Source organism: [Anoxybacillus] calidus (assembly GCF_013760845.1).
Taxonomy (GTDB): domain Bacteria; phylum Bacillota; class Bacilli; order Bacillales; family Anoxybacillaceae; genus Paranoxybacillus; species Paranoxybacillus calidus.
In genome coordinates, this window is sequence record NZ_JACDUU010000002.1 from 1 (window position 1) to 13160 (window position 13160).

Consider the following 13160-nt stretch of genomic DNA (forward strand, 5'->3'; position numbering starts at 1 on the left):
AATAAGTTTTTCTGATTTTTCCCATAAAAAAACCCCTCCATAGTAAACAGTATCAGCCTTTGCTTTTTCCTGTCTACTATAAGGGGATAATATCACTTTAGGTCAGCCTCTTTTTTATTAATAGCTTTCGCCTAAACGTTTAAAAATTGGTTTTTGGTACGTTTTTTTCTTGCGTGCTGCTGCTCCTTCGCTAATGCTTGTATATGCTTGCAATAAAGATTTAGCTTGGGAAAGTGGCATTTTTGTTACAGGGTTTCGATATTCCCCGTTTAACGTGCCGAGATGCGGAAGCTGTGCGAAGTCTTCTTTGGTAGGAGGAATATGGAAATAGTAGTTGCCAACAGAGACGAGCACATCGGACTGTTGTTTGCTATATTTTGGGTTTGGCGAGAAATGGAGGCCCACTTTTTTAGCCTTTCCTTCACTGATTAATTTTTCGATTGCCTTTTTCTTTAAAAGATAGAGAAAGGAAGGATTTAATGCCGTTTTTGCATGGCGGTTTACGGTAAAAATAGCCTTGGCGAGATTTTCGACTGAAGGTTCCAAATGATCCATATACAATCTCCTTTTCAAATAGCTTGTCTTATGACATATTATACACTTTAAAAATATTTGTTTGCAAAATTTCTTAATGTTATGGACGGATGAAAACTTCTGTTCCGTTTGGAACTATCGAAGCTAATTGTAGTACGTCTTTGTTGTACATTCGGATGCATCCTTTTGATACAGCTTTTCCTATGGAAGATGGATTATTTGTGCCATGAATACCATAATGAAGCTTTGATAAACTTAACCACATAGCACCAAACGGTCCTCCGGGATTCGGTTGGCGATTGACAATGATAAAATCGCCAACAGGTGTTGCAGTCACTATTTTTCCAATAGCAATCGGATACGTATGAATGATGCTTCCCTTCTTTTTTAATGTTAACTTTCGACGACCGACAGAAATATGGATTGTATATGGAATAGAGCCTTTTGCAGGAAGATGAGGAATAACGATGACCTGACCGGGAACGAGAGTGGAAGATATGGCTAAATGATTGGCATTTAACAAAGCTTGCGCGGAGGTACGATAATCCATCGCAATGGAAGAGATGGTTTCTCCTTGTTTTACAATATGTTTGTACATAGGGTCCCTCCTGTTTCCATATTTAGGAAGAATGAACAGTAGTTTAGTAAAGAGTATGATATAATAAAACAAAATTGACAATATTTTTTAAAAAAGCAAAGGATGAATAAAATGAAGGAGAAGTACGGTATTATCGACATCGGATCAAATACGATGAGATTAGTTATATATGAACGCAATAAAAGCGGGCGCTTGAAAGAAGTCGAAAACGTGAAGGCTGTAGCACGTCTTCGCAATTATTTAACAGAAGATGATGTCTTAACAGAAGAAGGCATTCGCATGCTGTTGGAGACGTTGTTAAGTTTTCAAGATATTACTCGCCATCACCAAGTTCAACATGTGAAATGTATTGCAACAGCAACGATTCGCCAGGCAAAAAACCGAAAAGATATCATAAAATTAGTAGAAGAAACAACGGATTTTCAGATTCGTGTTTTATCGGGCTATGAGGAGGCTTATTACGGCTTTCTTGCGGTAGTTAATTCAACTCCCATTACAGAAGGAATTACAATCGATATCGGTGGAGGAAGCACAGAGCTAACATATTATAAAGACCGTCAGCTTATTGAATATTACAGCTTTCCATTTGGAGCGTTATCGTTAAAACAAAAGTTCATCGCCGGCAATATTCCTACCCGAGAAGAATTAAGTCGACTTTCTTCCTATATAGCAGAACAATTTCAATCGTTGCCATGGCTGTACAATAAGAAAGTACCGATTATAGCTATTGGCGGGAGCGCACGAAATTTAGTGCAAATTCATCAATTATTAAAAAAATATCCTCTTGCTGGTCTCCATCAGTATGAAATGAGTTTCAATGATATTGTTGAAGTACGGAGATTGCTGACATCGTTGACGTTTGAACAAATTCAAAAGCTCGAAGGTTTGTCGAAAGACCGGGCTGATATCATTATTCCGGCCGTTGAAGTGTTTAAAATATTGTATCAAACAGTTAACGCTACCTCTTTTGTATTAAGCCGCAAAGGATTGCGCGACGGTATATTTTATGAAGAGTTTTTTGGCACCCCCATTTTCCCTAACGTTCTTGAAGAAAGTTTTTTTGAGCTAGCGGAAGACTATGATATTAATTTAGACAATGTACGTCATGTCAACAAATTGCTCATTCAGCTTGTAGAACAAATTCGCTACCTGGATTTATATTCGCTTACAAATGAAGATATACGTGATTTAAAGCGAGCAGCCTACGTGTTTTATTTAGGGCAATATATCGATGAAGAATCGAGCAGCCAACACACATTTTATATTTTAGCGAATCGTACGATTGACGGTTTGATGCATAAAGAACGGTTAAAACTTGCACTTATTGCTTCTTATAAAAATAAAACCGTTTTCAAACAATATATAGAGCCGTTTCAAAACTGGTTTACGCGCGATGAACAAAAAAAATTGCGGTTTCTTGGAGCGTTATTAAAATTTGCATACAGTTTGAATGAAACAAAACGGAATATTGTTCGTGCTGTTCATTTGGAAAAGAAAAATAACGCAGTCATTATGCATATTTTTTGTCATGGTAATTGGAAAGCTGAGGAATATCAGACAGAAAAGAATAAAAAGCATTTAGAGAAAGTATTAAAACGGACGATTGACTTGCGCTTTTATTCCACTGATTAAATGTTTGTTTACAAAATTTTTATTTAATCGACCGAAAAGAAGTATGGTAAATTTGTCCCTATTGCATTTTAGATAAAAAAGAGGGGGAAATGATGTCAATAATGGCAGAACAACAAGTTGAATTAAACAATCCACGCTATTATAACAACCGTGAATTAAGTTGGTTAGCGTTTAATGAACGTGTGCTTCAAGAAGCGTTTGACGAACGTAATCCATTGCTTGAACGATTGAAATTTCTAGCTATTTTCAGCTCTAATTTAGACGAATTTTTTATGGTTCGTGTTGCAGGTTTGAAAGATCAAGTAAAGGCGGGATTTAATAAGCCAGAAAATAAGGCGGGATTGACACCGAAACAACAGTTGTCGAAGATTTCGCTGAAGGTACACGAACTTGTCGAGTTACAATATCAAATTTATAATGACGTGTTAGTGCCAATGCTAAACAAGGAAAATATATATATGCTGTCAATGAATGAACTAACAGACGAGCAAAAACAATATTTGCGGAACTACTTCGTTGGCCAAGTGTTTCCAGTGCTGACTCCGATGGCGGTTGATGCATATCGTCCGTTTCCAATGCTGTCAAATAAAAGCTTAAACTTGGCCATTTTGCTTGAAGATCATCAACAAGATAACGAAATTCAAAAGAAACTAGCCATTGTCCAAGTTCCTTCTGTTTTGAACCGTTTTATTCCATTGCCTTCTGATGATGGACGCTTATGTTATGTTTTACTTGAGGATGTTATTACTACTCATATAGATGTGTTGTTCCAAGGGTACAAAGTTGTTTCAGTTACACAATTTCGCATTACAAGGAACGCAGATTTGACAATCCATGAAGAAGGTGCCCGTGATTTATTGAAAGAAATTGAAAAAGAATTAAAGAAACGAAAATGGGGAGCCGCTGTTCGCTTAGAAATGAGTAAAAATGACTATGATCAGTTTATTCTAAAATATTTGCTAGACGAGTTAGAAATCCATGAAAAAGACATTTATGAAATTGATGGGCCGCTTGATTTAACATTTTTATTCGATTTTTACGATGAATTATCTAAATTTAAAGAAAATTTAATATATGAAGCATTGATTCCTCAGCCGCCGAAAGATTTAGGTTCAGATGAGGATATTTTTGAAAAAGCGTCGGAGCAAGATATCCTCCTTCATCACCCATATGAATCGTTTGAACCGGTGATTGATTTTGTTTCTGATGCCGCAGATGATCCTGATGTATTAGCGATTAAACAAACTCTTTATCGTGTCAGCGGCGACTCACCGATTATTGAAGCGCTAAAGCGGGCAGCGGAAAATGGGAAGCAAGTCACAGTACTTGTGGAACTAAAGGCGCGTTTTGATGAAGAAAATAACGTCCAGTGGGCAAAAGAGCTAGAAAAATCGGGCTGCCACGTTATTTACGGCATTACCCATTTAAAAACTCATAGCAAAATTACACTTGTCGTAAGGAAGAAAAATGAAAAAATTGAAAGGTTTGTTCATTTAAGTACGGGTAATTATAATGATGCGACAGCGAAAGTGTATACAGACCTAGGACTTATTACGGCTAATAAAAAAATAGGTGAAGATGCGACAAACTTTTTTAATTATTTAAGCGGGTATATGGAAAAGCCGGATTTTCATCATTTATCTGTAGCCCCATTTGACATTCGACGTGATTTTATTAAGTTAATTGAAGATGAAATTCGCTTCCATAAACAACACGGAAATGGCAGAATTATCGCGAAAATGAACTCGCTAACAGATAAAGAGCTCATTATGAAGTTGTATGAAGCATCACAAGCGGGTGTAAAAATTGATTTAATCGTTCGCGGAATTTGTTGTCTGCGCCCGCGCATTCCGGGGGTAAGCGAAAATATACGAGTGCGCAGCATTGTCGGCCGATTTCTTGAGCATAGCCGGATTTATTATTTCCATCACAACGGAGAAGATAAAGTATTTTTATCATCAGCAGACATGATGACGCGGAATATGGAAAAGCGCGTGGAAATTTTATTCCCCATTTTGGCAGAACATTTGAAGAAGCGAATCATGAAAATATTATCGATTATGCTTTCAGACAACGTAAAAGCGCGGGAACAAGACGAGCATGGCAATTATCATTATGTGGAGCGTCGTGAGGGAGAAGAAGAAATCGACAGTCAATTAGTGTTATTCAGCATGGCCTATACGGTAAGTGAAGATGAGGAATAAGGAAGCCCAGAGTAAGTATGGGCTTTTTTCTCTTTAGAAAAAAGGGAGAGCATGATGAAATCAGCTTTGGAAAACCAGCCTTGCTGTTTTCTTTGGTGGAGCAGCAGGCTCGTTATGTTGTTATATTTTAGGAATATACTTTCCTTTATCTACTTTACTGGCAAATATAGCAGACTCATTTCTTCCTGGAATCGTTACAGCATACTCAACCCGAAACAAAATAAAAGATTGGATAAAAAAGGTGTCGGTACCGGTTTTTGCGGTGGGTTTACAACGATGTCAACGTTCAGCAAGGAAGCGTTTGAACTGTTGGCAGGAGGGAATTTGCTGAAAGGGATCTTTTATATAATACTATCATTAGTTGGTGGTATTCTTTTTTGCTCGTTTGGATTCTTAATCGGAACAAAGAGAAATAAAGGGTGAAACATAATGGAAATAATCGCTGTTTCTGGGGTATACTGTCGCTGTTTATGTGGTAGGTGGTGAGAGAAAATCCGTTTTAAATCATTGCCGTTAGCCACCTTACTGATTAACCGGTCAGGTTCATTGGCATTTGGAATGGTAGCAGGGGTATCTGCAAAATATGAAGTAGCAGTTTCTAAAGCATTAACGGTTAGTTTTTAGGAGCTTTCACCACTTTTTCAACGTTTAGTGTAGAAGTTGTTCAGCTATTAATAAGAAAACAGTACAGAACAGCCATCGCTTATATCATTCTTTCAATGTTTGGAAGTATTGTTTTGGCTTGCTTACTTGGTCATAAGAGGCTGACCCATAAGTGTCTGACCTCACGTACATTTCACAATATATCGTTATATTGTGTTGTGGGATCTGACACTTTGGTTTGGGTCAGCCTCTTTGATGTTTTAACGTAAAGACGGTTAATTCAGGGAGAGAGAAGAAGCGAAACGGCATTCTTGTTGTTCCTAGACCACGGTTTACATATAACGTTAAATCATTAATTTTATAGAAACCTTCGTAGTATTTTACTGCCAGCGGCGGAGTAACAAGCGGGCCTAGGAACGGAATTTGTATTTGCCCTCCATGGCTATGTCCTGAAAGCTGCAAATGAACTGGGAAAGAAGCAGTTATATTGGCACCATCTGGTTCGTGTAGCAAAGCAATCGTATATGTGTTTGGAGGGATATCTCTTGTCATGGCAGAGAAGTTCGGTTTTCCAAGCATCATATCATCAAGTCCGGCAATTGCAATTTTACTTTTATCTAAAAGCTCAATGATGACGTGTTCATTGATGAGCGTTTTAAAATTTGCCCTGTTCATAATGTCTAAATAAATCTCAGTGCCATATCCGCCATGGTCGTGATTTCCGTAAATGCTAAATTTTCCAAGACGTGCTTCAATTTTTTTGAGAATAGGAATAATTTGCTTCGTGTCCGGATATTTATTCGGTTCATCAATTAAATCTCCAGTGAAGACAACTAGATCAGGATTGAGTTCGTTGATTTTGTGAACAATGCGCTCCAATTGTTTTAAATCATAGAAGTGACCGAGATGAGTGTCGCTAAATTGGACAATTTTTACACCGTCAAAACTTTTTGGGATTAGCGGATGGGAAATGACATGGTTGGTTGTGACAAGCTGTTTCGGTTCGATAAATCGTGCATATAAATAGCCGATTGTTGTAGATACAAAGCCGCTAATCATAAACGAAAGACTTTTTTTTAAAAATTGTCTTCGTGTATATAGTTGTTTCATTTTTCTATCCCAATCAGGTACCATTTTATTATTCATGCATTCCACTCCGTACGACCTTTCGCAATAACTTTATTAATTATATATGGAAACAGACAAAGTGAAAAGCGGCAAAGGTATGAAAGAAATATTAGAAAATTTAGTTTATTTATAGTAAGATGAAAATGAATGAATAATCAGTCATTTTCAGGGGGAGAGCGATATGAACGAAAAGGTGATTATTATTACAGGTGGTTCAAGTGGAATGGGCAAATATATGGCGAAGCGATTTGTACAAGAAGGGGCTAATGTCGTTATTACCGGAAGAAGATTAGAGGCTTTAGAAGAAACAAAAAAAGAAATTGAATCACAGGCAGGGAAAGTGCTGCCGATTCAGATGGATGTACGTGACCCTGAACTTGTTGCAGAAATGGTTAGACGCACGGATGAAGAATTCGGACGAATTGATGCGCTTATTAACAATGCGGCAGGAAATTTTATTTGTCCAGCCGAAAAACTTTCGATTAACGGCTGGAATAGCGTCATTAATATTGTTTTAAATGGAACTTTTTATTGCAGCAGAGAAGTAGGAAACTACTGGATTAATAAGGGCCAGAAAGGATCGATTATCAATATGGTTGCGACATATGCATGGAACGCTGGAGCGGGTGTGATCCATTCGGCATGTGCCAAAGCTGGAGTATTGGCAATGACGAGAACGCTGGCTGTCGAGTGGGGAAGAAAGTACGGTTTCCGCGTTAACGCCATTGCACCAGGACCTATTGAACGGACAGGGGGAGCAGAACGGCTTTGGGAATCAGAAGAGGCTGCACAGCGAACGTTGAATAGCGTCCCGCTTGGCCGTTTAGGCACGCCGGAGGAAATTGCCGCACTTGCTTCATTTTTACTTTCCGAAGAAGCAGCATACATTAACGGTGAGTGTATTACCATAGACGGTGGACAGTGGTTGAATCAATATCCATTTTAAAAAAGAAGGCTGACCAAAAAGTGTCTGACCTTACGCGAAATCCATCATATATAGTGTTCTTATCCAATGTGATGTCCTATATATGGTGGTTGTAAGGTATGATACTTTGCTTTAGGGTCAGCCTCATTTTTTAGGTGATTCATGAATGAACCTTTATGAAGAGCGACAGTTAAAAATCATATTGCCGTTCTTGTTAGCTTGATATAGCTAAGAAAAGCAGCTCATCAAGTATGGAATGTGGTATAATAATATGAAAAACAGCGAGAGTGACAAAAGGAGGGAAGTGCATTGGATCCACTTGATATTATGACCCACTTGCACGATGTCATTCCGTATTACCAGGCGATATTTAGCGCGGATGAGCACTGTGTTATCGGTTATGAAGTGTTAGGGCGATTTCGAATCGGTAAAGATGTTGTCAGCCTTGGTCCGTTTTTTCAAGATGAGACGATTCCGGAAGAATTTCGAACGGAAGTGGATTATGTTGTCACATCAAAAGCGCTTGATTGCTTTTTAGCTTCGTCTGATCCGTCCACACTTATTTTTATTAACCGTGATGCGAATCTGCTAATGCTGGACCGTGGAGAATCTTTTTTACAAATGTTGCTACATTATCAAGCGAAAGGATTGTCGCTTGAACGAATTGTGCTAGAAATTACAGAACATCATTTTAAAGGAGACATCCATCAATTAAGTCATTTATTAACATATATGCGTACATATGGAGTGAAAATAGCGGTCGATAATATCGGAAAAGAGAGCAGCAATTTGGATCGTATCGGTTTGTTGTCACCCGATATTTTAAAAATTGACTTAGGGGAATTGCTCAAAACATCAGTCAATCATTCTTATCATGATGTGTTGTATTCGATTTCTTTATTAGCAAGAAAAATCGGCGCAACTTTATTGTATGAAGACATTGAAGCAGCTTTTCAGCTACAATATGCTTGGCGCAATGGAGGCCGTTATTATCAAGGGTATTATTTAGCTAGACCAGCTGCCCATTTATTGGAACGAGATTATTTAAAAGAACGATTGCGTGAGGAGTTTCATCAGTTTATTCTGTATGAGAAGAAAAAGCTGCAAACGCTATATAACATTTCCAAGCAATTTCAGCAACGGTTGACTGTTTTATTAAACAAATATAAAAAAGTAACTAATTTTAATGAATTAATCTGCTTTCTTGCTGAAGAGTTAAGTGACAGCTGCTTTCGAATTTACATTTGTGATGAAGATGGGTTTCAACAATCAGCGAACCTTTTTAAAAATAAGGAAAAATGGGAATTACAACCCCAATATTATATGAAAAATTGGAGTTGGCGTCCATATTTTTTAGAAAATATTTTCCGAATGCGTTCACGAAAAAGCGGTATCCTTTCTGACTTATACAGCGATATTGAAACAGGAGAAACGATTCGGACATTCTCCTATCCAATCGATGAAAAACATTATTTGTTTATTGACCTTACTTATGATTATTTATTTGAAAATGATGGCCACCTATGAATGAATAAATTCGCCTCTATGTGGGAAAGTAAGCGTGAGGTGAATTGATGATGATACAGTTTGCACTAGTCATGTCAGTTGTTGCTTTCTTAGTTGCTACGGTAGGATTCATTTACACGTACTCGATTGGAAGAAATCAAAAATTTCAAGGAGAGTATGATACAGAGATAAGCGAAAAAGTACAGGAGCATCCGTATTTGCGTAATCCTGTATTTTTGGCATGTATCATTGCCACCGGAGTAGCGATTGCTTCCATTATTTATTTTGCTCTGAATTATACATGGTAACGAGACTAAAATGTAGGGGCTGACCCATAAGCGTTTGACCTCACGTGCGTTCCACAATATTCATTTATCTATATATTGTGCTGTGAGCTGACACTTTGCTTTGGGTCAGCCTTTTTATTTGTGGCTACAGGCCTAAAATTTTTTCTAATGCCGGCAAATCGAATCCGGTCACAACTTCATCACCCACAACGATTGTAGGGGTGGAATATGAACGGTAAACATTGATTAAACGATTGCGTGCTGCTTTATCCTTCGAAACGTCGAACTCCTCGAAATCAATTTGATGATGCCGCAAAAATTCTTTCACCACTTTACATGGCGGACAGTCTGGTTGTGTATATACGGTAACTTTTTTTTCGTTCATTCGATTTCCTCCATCAATCAATGTAAATTTTATGATAAAAGTTTTTTAATCATCTCAAATTGTAAGTAAAATCGTATATAATGTCACGTGAAAAAAAGTGAAGGTGGGAAAATCATGAATGGGTGGCTTATTTTTATTACTGCGTTAAAACTTGGCTTGACCTCTTTTGGCGGGCCCGTTGCCCACTTAGGCTATTTTCATGAAGAATACGTGAAACGTCGAAAATGGCTGGATGAAAAAACATATGCTGATTTAGTGGCTCTTTGTCAGTTTTTGCCCGGTCCTGCTAGCAGCCAGGTTGGAATTGCTATCGGTACAATGCGCGGCGGGCTGGCTGGTGGAATATTAGCGTGGCTTGGTTTTACATTGCCGTCCGTCATGATATTAATCGCTTTTGCTTATTTTGTCGAAACATTTCATGTTCAGCGTGCAGGTTGGTTGACAGGTCTTAAATTAGTAGCGGTTCCCATTGTTGCCCAAGCAGTGTTTGAAATGGGGAGAAAGTTGACTCCGGATCGGTTAAGAATCACGATTGCTGCAGCAGTCGCTTCAATCAGTTTGCTATTTCCATCGCCGCAAATTCAGCTTGTGCTGTTAGTGTTAAGCGGTCTTATTGGTTTTTTCCTTTTGCAGCATAATGAAAGTAATTCGAGTTTTATTTTTCAAAGTCAAGTATCAAAACGAGTTGGTATTGCTTCAATAAGTCTTTTCTTTTTATTTTTGTTTTGCCTTCCGCTGCTAAGGCAATTTACAGAAATGAAGTGGATCGCCTTATTTGACAGTTTTTATCGCGGAGGTTCTCTTGTATTTGGCGGGGGCCATGTCGTTTTGCCGCTTCTTGAAAAGGAATTTGTGCCTATTTGGCTGACGCATGAGCAATTTTTAGCTGGATACGGAGCAGCACAAGCCGTGCCGGGGCCGTTGTTTACCTTTGCCAGTTATCTCGGAACGGTCATCGATGGTTGGCAAGGTGCGCTTTTGGCGACTGTAGCTATTTTCTTGCCGTCTTTTTTCCTTGTATTGGGCGTGCTTCCTTTTTGGAATATGTTGCGACAAAACAAGCAAATTCAATCCATCTTTAGCGGAGTTAATGCTGGAGTAGTCGGCATTCTTCTCGCTGCGCTATATGATCCGATTTGGACCACTTCTATCGTTTCGCCGCTTCATTTTACTATCGCTTTTGTTTGTTTTGTGCTGCTGATTTTTTGGAAGTGGCCGTCATGGTTTGTGGTTATCGTTTCTGCGTTGCTCGGCGGCATCTTTTTGTAAAAAATGAAATGGGAAGAATCCTTTTTTGAGAAGGGTGTATTCTAAATAAAAGAAGGTCCCTTTGCTAAAGAAAGGAGAGGTTCAATGTCGCAGTTGTTAGGAATTATTAAGCGATTAATGAGTATGCAGGAGCAACAAGTAAGCGGAAACGAACCACCGCAGCGACACTTCGAAGTAAATGGCGAAAAAAAGTGCAGTGTTACGTATCAGGGGAAGACTGACACATTTGTTCTCGAAGTGTATGAAAAAGGTGGTAAAACGAAATATTATCAATTTGATAATATTGATATGATTGCGATTGAAATTTTTGAACTATTACAAATGTGAGGCGAAATGAAGTGAATAAACCGGTAGTTATTTGTCCAAATTGTCATAAGCAAGCGGATCTAGAAAAGGTTTTGACCGCTCAGTCGAATCAAAATGTTATTTATACATGTCCAGCTTGTCAGTTTATGCTACGAAATATTCATACGAGCAAAGGATAAAGAGGTTGTCTTAACAAGAGTCGGTCCTCTCAATAGCAATATTTCGGAAAAAGAATCCCGAATATTGTCAGTGGTTGAGGGGACAGACCTTGATGAGACAACCTTCTATTTTTTATATATATCTTTGATTTTTTTGCATATGTATATAAGTAAGACACTCACGAACAATGAAGGAGTGGCAAAATGGATTTTAATACGTTTTTTAATACTATAGAAAGTAAAATGTCATTTGAAATCGTGATGGAGCGGTTAAAACAATTTATCGGAATAGCCCCAAAACATCATTACGTTTTATCCATTGGCACAGACTCACAGGTGCACAAAAATGAAACTCGTTTCGTCACTGCGATTCATTTGCATCGAGTCGGAAAAGGAGCATGGGGGTGCGTACACTCATACATCATTCCGCGTGCCATTCACAATGTTCGTGAAAAAATTTCATATGAGACGATGTTGAGTCAAGAAGTAGCTTACTTGTTTGTTTCTAAGCGACTAGGAGAGCTGATAGAATTATTAGTTCCTTATAAGCGCGATGGAGCCGATCTTACTTTTCAAATTCATCTTGATATTGGACAAAAAGGAACAACGAAGGAATTCATTCAGGAAATGACAGCAAAAATAGCTGCAATGGGAATTGAACCAATCATTAAACCAGAAGCGTATGCAGCATTTAGCTATGCCAATAGATACACAAAATAAATATGGATAGTATTTATTGTAAAATACATTTTAAAAAAAGGAAGGGAGAAATGGTGATGGGGAAAGCGTTGTTTGAACAGCTGTCGGTAGAAGAACAAGAATTACTGCTTCATCTTTTGTTCAATCAAGACTATGCTCTTGAGTTAGTTAGCTGCGAACTTTATGACATTGAAAATGGCCATAAGCAAGTGGAGGAAACACATTATAAAAAGCTGATAAAGTTATATGATCGGCTGAGAGAGACATCGATGTAAAAGGATGTCCGTAAAGTAAAATGTCAGACCCTACCATGGGATACACATGAGACTTATGGGCAGTCTTTTTAAATTTTATTAAAACGCTTTCTTCCTGATTGTAATACAATAATTATTAAGGAATGTTGTAAATGTGGTAAACTATAAAAGAGAAAAAGTTTTATAGAAAGATGTTCGGGAGAAAGGCGGAAGCAACATGATTAGTTTTGACAGCAAAGAATTTTTAGATAAAAAAGTTGCACAATTTCTCATCCCTTCTGACAAGGTAGCACATGTACAAATTGGTAATTACCTAGACCATGCTTTATTAGTGTTAACGAAGACAGGCTATTCAGCGATTCCGGTATTAGACTCATCGTACAAATTACATGGGCTCATCAGTATGACGATGATTATGGATGCTATTTTAGGCTTGGAAAGAATTGAATTTGAACGGTTAGAAAAAATGAGAGTGGAAGAAGTGATGAACAAGGATATTCCGAGGCTTTTGTTACATGACCATGTAACGAAAGGATTGGAACTCGTTGTCAATCACCCGTTTGTCTGCGTCGAAAATGAAGATGGTTACTTTGAAGGGATTTTTACAAGAAGAGAAGTATTGAAACGGCTGCATAAACAAGTAAGGCGTTTAAACCATTACGTTTAATGATA

The 13160-nt window shown here is 38.0% G+C and carries 15 protein-coding genes and 1 pseudogene; 12 read left to right on the plus strand and 4 right to left on the minus strand.

The genetic code is table 11. The features are described 5' to 3' along the window. Positions 1 to 117: 117 nt before the first annotated feature. Complete coding sequence (locus HNQ85_RS04220; protein WP_181536521.1) at positions 118 to 555, minus strand: YkyB family protein; 438 nt, start codon at positions 553 to 555, stop codon at positions 118 to 120. Positions 556 to 634: 79 nt separating this feature from the next. Continuing rightward, the gene (locus HNQ85_RS04225) at positions 635 to 1132 is read right to left on the minus strand and encodes a L,D-transpeptidase family protein (RefSeq protein ID WP_181536522.1); all 498 of its coding nucleotides are present in this window, start codon (positions 1130 to 1132) and stop codon (positions 635 to 637) included. Between the two features lie 111 nt (positions 1133 to 1243). Here HNQ85_RS04225 and ppx point away from each other — a divergent pair, with 111 nt between their 5' ends. The 4 genes and pseudogenes from ppx to HNQ85_RS04245 all read left to right on the plus strand — a co-directional run. Continuing rightward, positions 1244 to 2764 (plus strand): exopolyphosphatase, encoded by a 1521-nt coding sequence (gene ppx, locus HNQ85_RS04230; RefSeq protein ID WP_181536523.1) that lies wholly within the window; start codon positions 1244 to 1246, stop codon positions 2762 to 2764. 92 nt (positions 2765 to 2856) lie between these two features. Continuing rightward, positions 2857 to 4968 carry an RNA degradosome polyphosphate kinase gene (locus HNQ85_RS04235; RefSeq protein WP_181536524.1) on the plus strand — a complete coding sequence of 704 codons (2112 nt, stop codon included), beginning with the start codon at positions 2857 to 2859 and terminating at the stop codon, positions 4966 to 4968. A 54-nt stretch (positions 4969 to 5022) separates the two neighbouring features. Next, the gene (locus tag HNQ85_RS04240) at positions 5023 to 5391 is read left to right on the plus strand and encodes a fluoride efflux transporter FluC (RefSeq protein ID WP_181536525.1); all 369 of its coding nucleotides are present in this window, start codon (positions 5023 to 5025) and stop codon (positions 5389 to 5391) included. Positions 5392 to 5597: 206 nt separating this feature from the next. Further along, a pseudogene (locus HNQ85_RS04245) lies at positions 5598 to 5840 on the plus strand (fluoride efflux transporter FluC); the annotation flags it as partial. Here HNQ85_RS04245 and HNQ85_RS04250 read toward each other — a convergent pair. Further along, a complete protein-coding gene (locus HNQ85_RS04250) occupies positions 5815 to 6717 on the minus strand; it encodes a metallophosphoesterase (protein ID WP_409994117.1) in 903 nt (300 codons plus the stop codon). The pseudogene HNQ85_RS04245 and the gene HNQ85_RS04250 overlap by 26 nt on opposite strands. A 163-nt stretch (positions 6718 to 6880) precedes the next feature. Here HNQ85_RS04250 and fadH point away from each other — a divergent pair, with 163 nt between their 5' ends. From fadH to HNQ85_RS04265, 3 genes are all read left to right on the plus strand, one after another. After that, positions 6881 to 7645 (plus strand): 2,4-dienoyl-CoA reductase, encoded by a 765-nt coding sequence (fadH, locus tag HNQ85_RS04255; protein WP_181536526.1) that lies wholly within the window; start codon positions 6881 to 6883, stop codon positions 7643 to 7645. 288 nt (positions 7646 to 7933) lie between these two features. Next, positions 7934 to 9151 carry an EAL domain-containing protein gene (locus HNQ85_RS04260; protein ID WP_181536527.1) on the plus strand — a complete coding sequence of 406 codons (1218 nt, stop codon included), beginning with the start codon at positions 7934 to 7936 and terminating at the stop codon, positions 9149 to 9151. Between the two features lie 50 nt (positions 9152 to 9201). Then, positions 9202 to 9438: a hypothetical protein gene (locus tag HNQ85_RS04265; protein WP_181536993.1), complete on the plus strand. Its 237-nt coding sequence runs from the start codon at positions 9202 to 9204 to the stop codon at positions 9436 to 9438. Positions 9439 to 9562: 124 nt separating this feature from the next. On the opposite strand, the gene HNQ85_RS04270 is transcribed toward HNQ85_RS04265, so the two are convergent. After that, complete coding sequence (locus HNQ85_RS04270; RefSeq protein WP_181536528.1) at positions 9563 to 9802, minus strand: glutaredoxin domain-containing protein; 240 nt, start codon at positions 9800 to 9802, stop codon at positions 9563 to 9565. 114 nt (positions 9803 to 9916) lie between these two features. Here HNQ85_RS04270 and HNQ85_RS04275 point away from each other — a divergent pair, with 114 nt between their 5' ends. The 5 genes from HNQ85_RS04275 to cbpB all read left to right on the plus strand — a co-directional run bounded on the left by HNQ85_RS04275 (position 9917) and on the right by cbpB (position 13155). Beyond that, the gene (locus HNQ85_RS04275) at positions 9917 to 11071 is read left to right on the plus strand and encodes a chromate transporter (RefSeq protein ID WP_181536529.1); all 1155 of its coding nucleotides are present in this window, start codon (positions 9917 to 9919) and stop codon (positions 11069 to 11071) included. Between the two features lie 84 nt (positions 11072 to 11155). Next, complete coding sequence (locus HNQ85_RS04280; RefSeq protein WP_181536530.1) at positions 11156 to 11398, plus strand: YkuJ family protein; 243 nt, start codon at positions 11156 to 11158, stop codon at positions 11396 to 11398. A gap of 341 nt (positions 11399 to 11739) precedes the next feature. Next, positions 11740 to 12255 carry a ribonuclease H-like YkuK family protein gene (locus tag HNQ85_RS04285; RefSeq protein WP_181536531.1) on the plus strand — a complete coding sequence of 172 codons (516 nt, stop codon included), beginning with the start codon at positions 11740 to 11742 and terminating at the stop codon, positions 12253 to 12255. Positions 12256 to 12311: 56 nt separating this feature from the next. After that, positions 12312 to 12509 (plus strand): antirepressor AbbA, encoded by a 198-nt coding sequence (gene abbA / locus HNQ85_RS04290; RefSeq protein ID WP_181536532.1) that lies wholly within the window; start codon positions 12312 to 12314, stop codon positions 12507 to 12509. A gap of 196 nt (positions 12510 to 12705) precedes the next feature. Beyond that, the gene (cbpB, locus tag HNQ85_RS04295; RefSeq protein ID WP_181536533.1) at positions 12706 to 13155 is read left to right on the plus strand and encodes a cyclic-di-AMP-binding protein CbpB; all 450 of its coding nucleotides are present in this window, start codon (positions 12706 to 12708) and stop codon (positions 13153 to 13155) included. Positions 13156 to 13160: the final 5 nt, after the last annotated feature.

What these genes read in the sequence shown, in the direction of transcription:
- HNQ85_RS04225 (WP_181536522.1), bottom strand. Translation starts at nt 1,132, where the DNA reads ATGTACAAACATATTGTAAAACAAGGAGAAACCATCTCTTCCATTGCG.
- ppx (WP_181536523.1), top strand. Translation starts at nt 1,244, where the DNA reads ATGAAGGAGAAGTACGGTATTATCGACATCGGATCAAATACGATGAGA.
- HNQ85_RS04265 (WP_181536993.1), top strand. Translation starts at nt 9,202, where the DNA reads ATGATACAGTTTGCACTAGTCATGTCAGTTGTTGCTTTCTTAGTTGCT.
- cbpB (WP_181536533.1), top strand. Translation starts at nt 12,706, where the DNA reads ATGATTAGTTTTGACAGCAAAGAATTTTTAGATAAAAAAGTTGCACAA.
- HNQ85_RS04240 (WP_181536525.1), top strand. Translation starts at nt 5,023, where the DNA reads ATGAAATCAGCTTTGGAAAACCAGCCTTGCTGTTTTCTTTGGTGGAGC.
- HNQ85_RS04285 (WP_181536531.1), top strand. Translation starts at nt 11,740, where the DNA reads ATGGATTTTAATACGTTTTTTAATACTATAGAAAGTAAAATGTCATTT.
- abbA (WP_181536532.1), top strand. Translation starts at nt 12,312, where the DNA reads ATGGGGAAAGCGTTGTTTGAACAGCTGTCGGTAGAAGAACAAGAATTA.
- HNQ85_RS04235 (WP_181536524.1), top strand. Translation starts at nt 2,857, where the DNA reads ATGTCAATAATGGCAGAACAACAAGTTGAATTAAACAATCCACGCTAT.
- HNQ85_RS04250 (WP_409994117.1), bottom strand. Translation starts at nt 6,717, where the DNA reads ATGAATAATAAAATGGTACCTGATTGGGATAGAAAAATGAAACAACTA.
- HNQ85_RS04275 (WP_181536529.1), top strand. Translation starts at nt 9,917, where the DNA reads ATGAATGGGTGGCTTATTTTTATTACTGCGTTAAAACTTGGCTTGACC.
- HNQ85_RS04280 (WP_181536530.1), top strand. Translation starts at nt 11,156, where the DNA reads ATGTCGCAGTTGTTAGGAATTATTAAGCGATTAATGAGTATGCAGGAG.
- fadH (WP_181536526.1), top strand. Translation starts at nt 6,881, where the DNA reads ATGAACGAAAAGGTGATTATTATTACAGGTGGTTCAAGTGGAATGGGC.
- HNQ85_RS04270 (WP_181536528.1), bottom strand. Translation starts at nt 9,802, where the DNA reads ATGAACGAAAAAAAAGTTACCGTATATACACAACCAGACTGTCCGCCA.
- HNQ85_RS04220 (WP_181536521.1), bottom strand. Translation starts at nt 555, where the DNA reads ATGGATCATTTGGAACCTTCAGTCGAAAATCTCGCCAAGGCTATTTTT.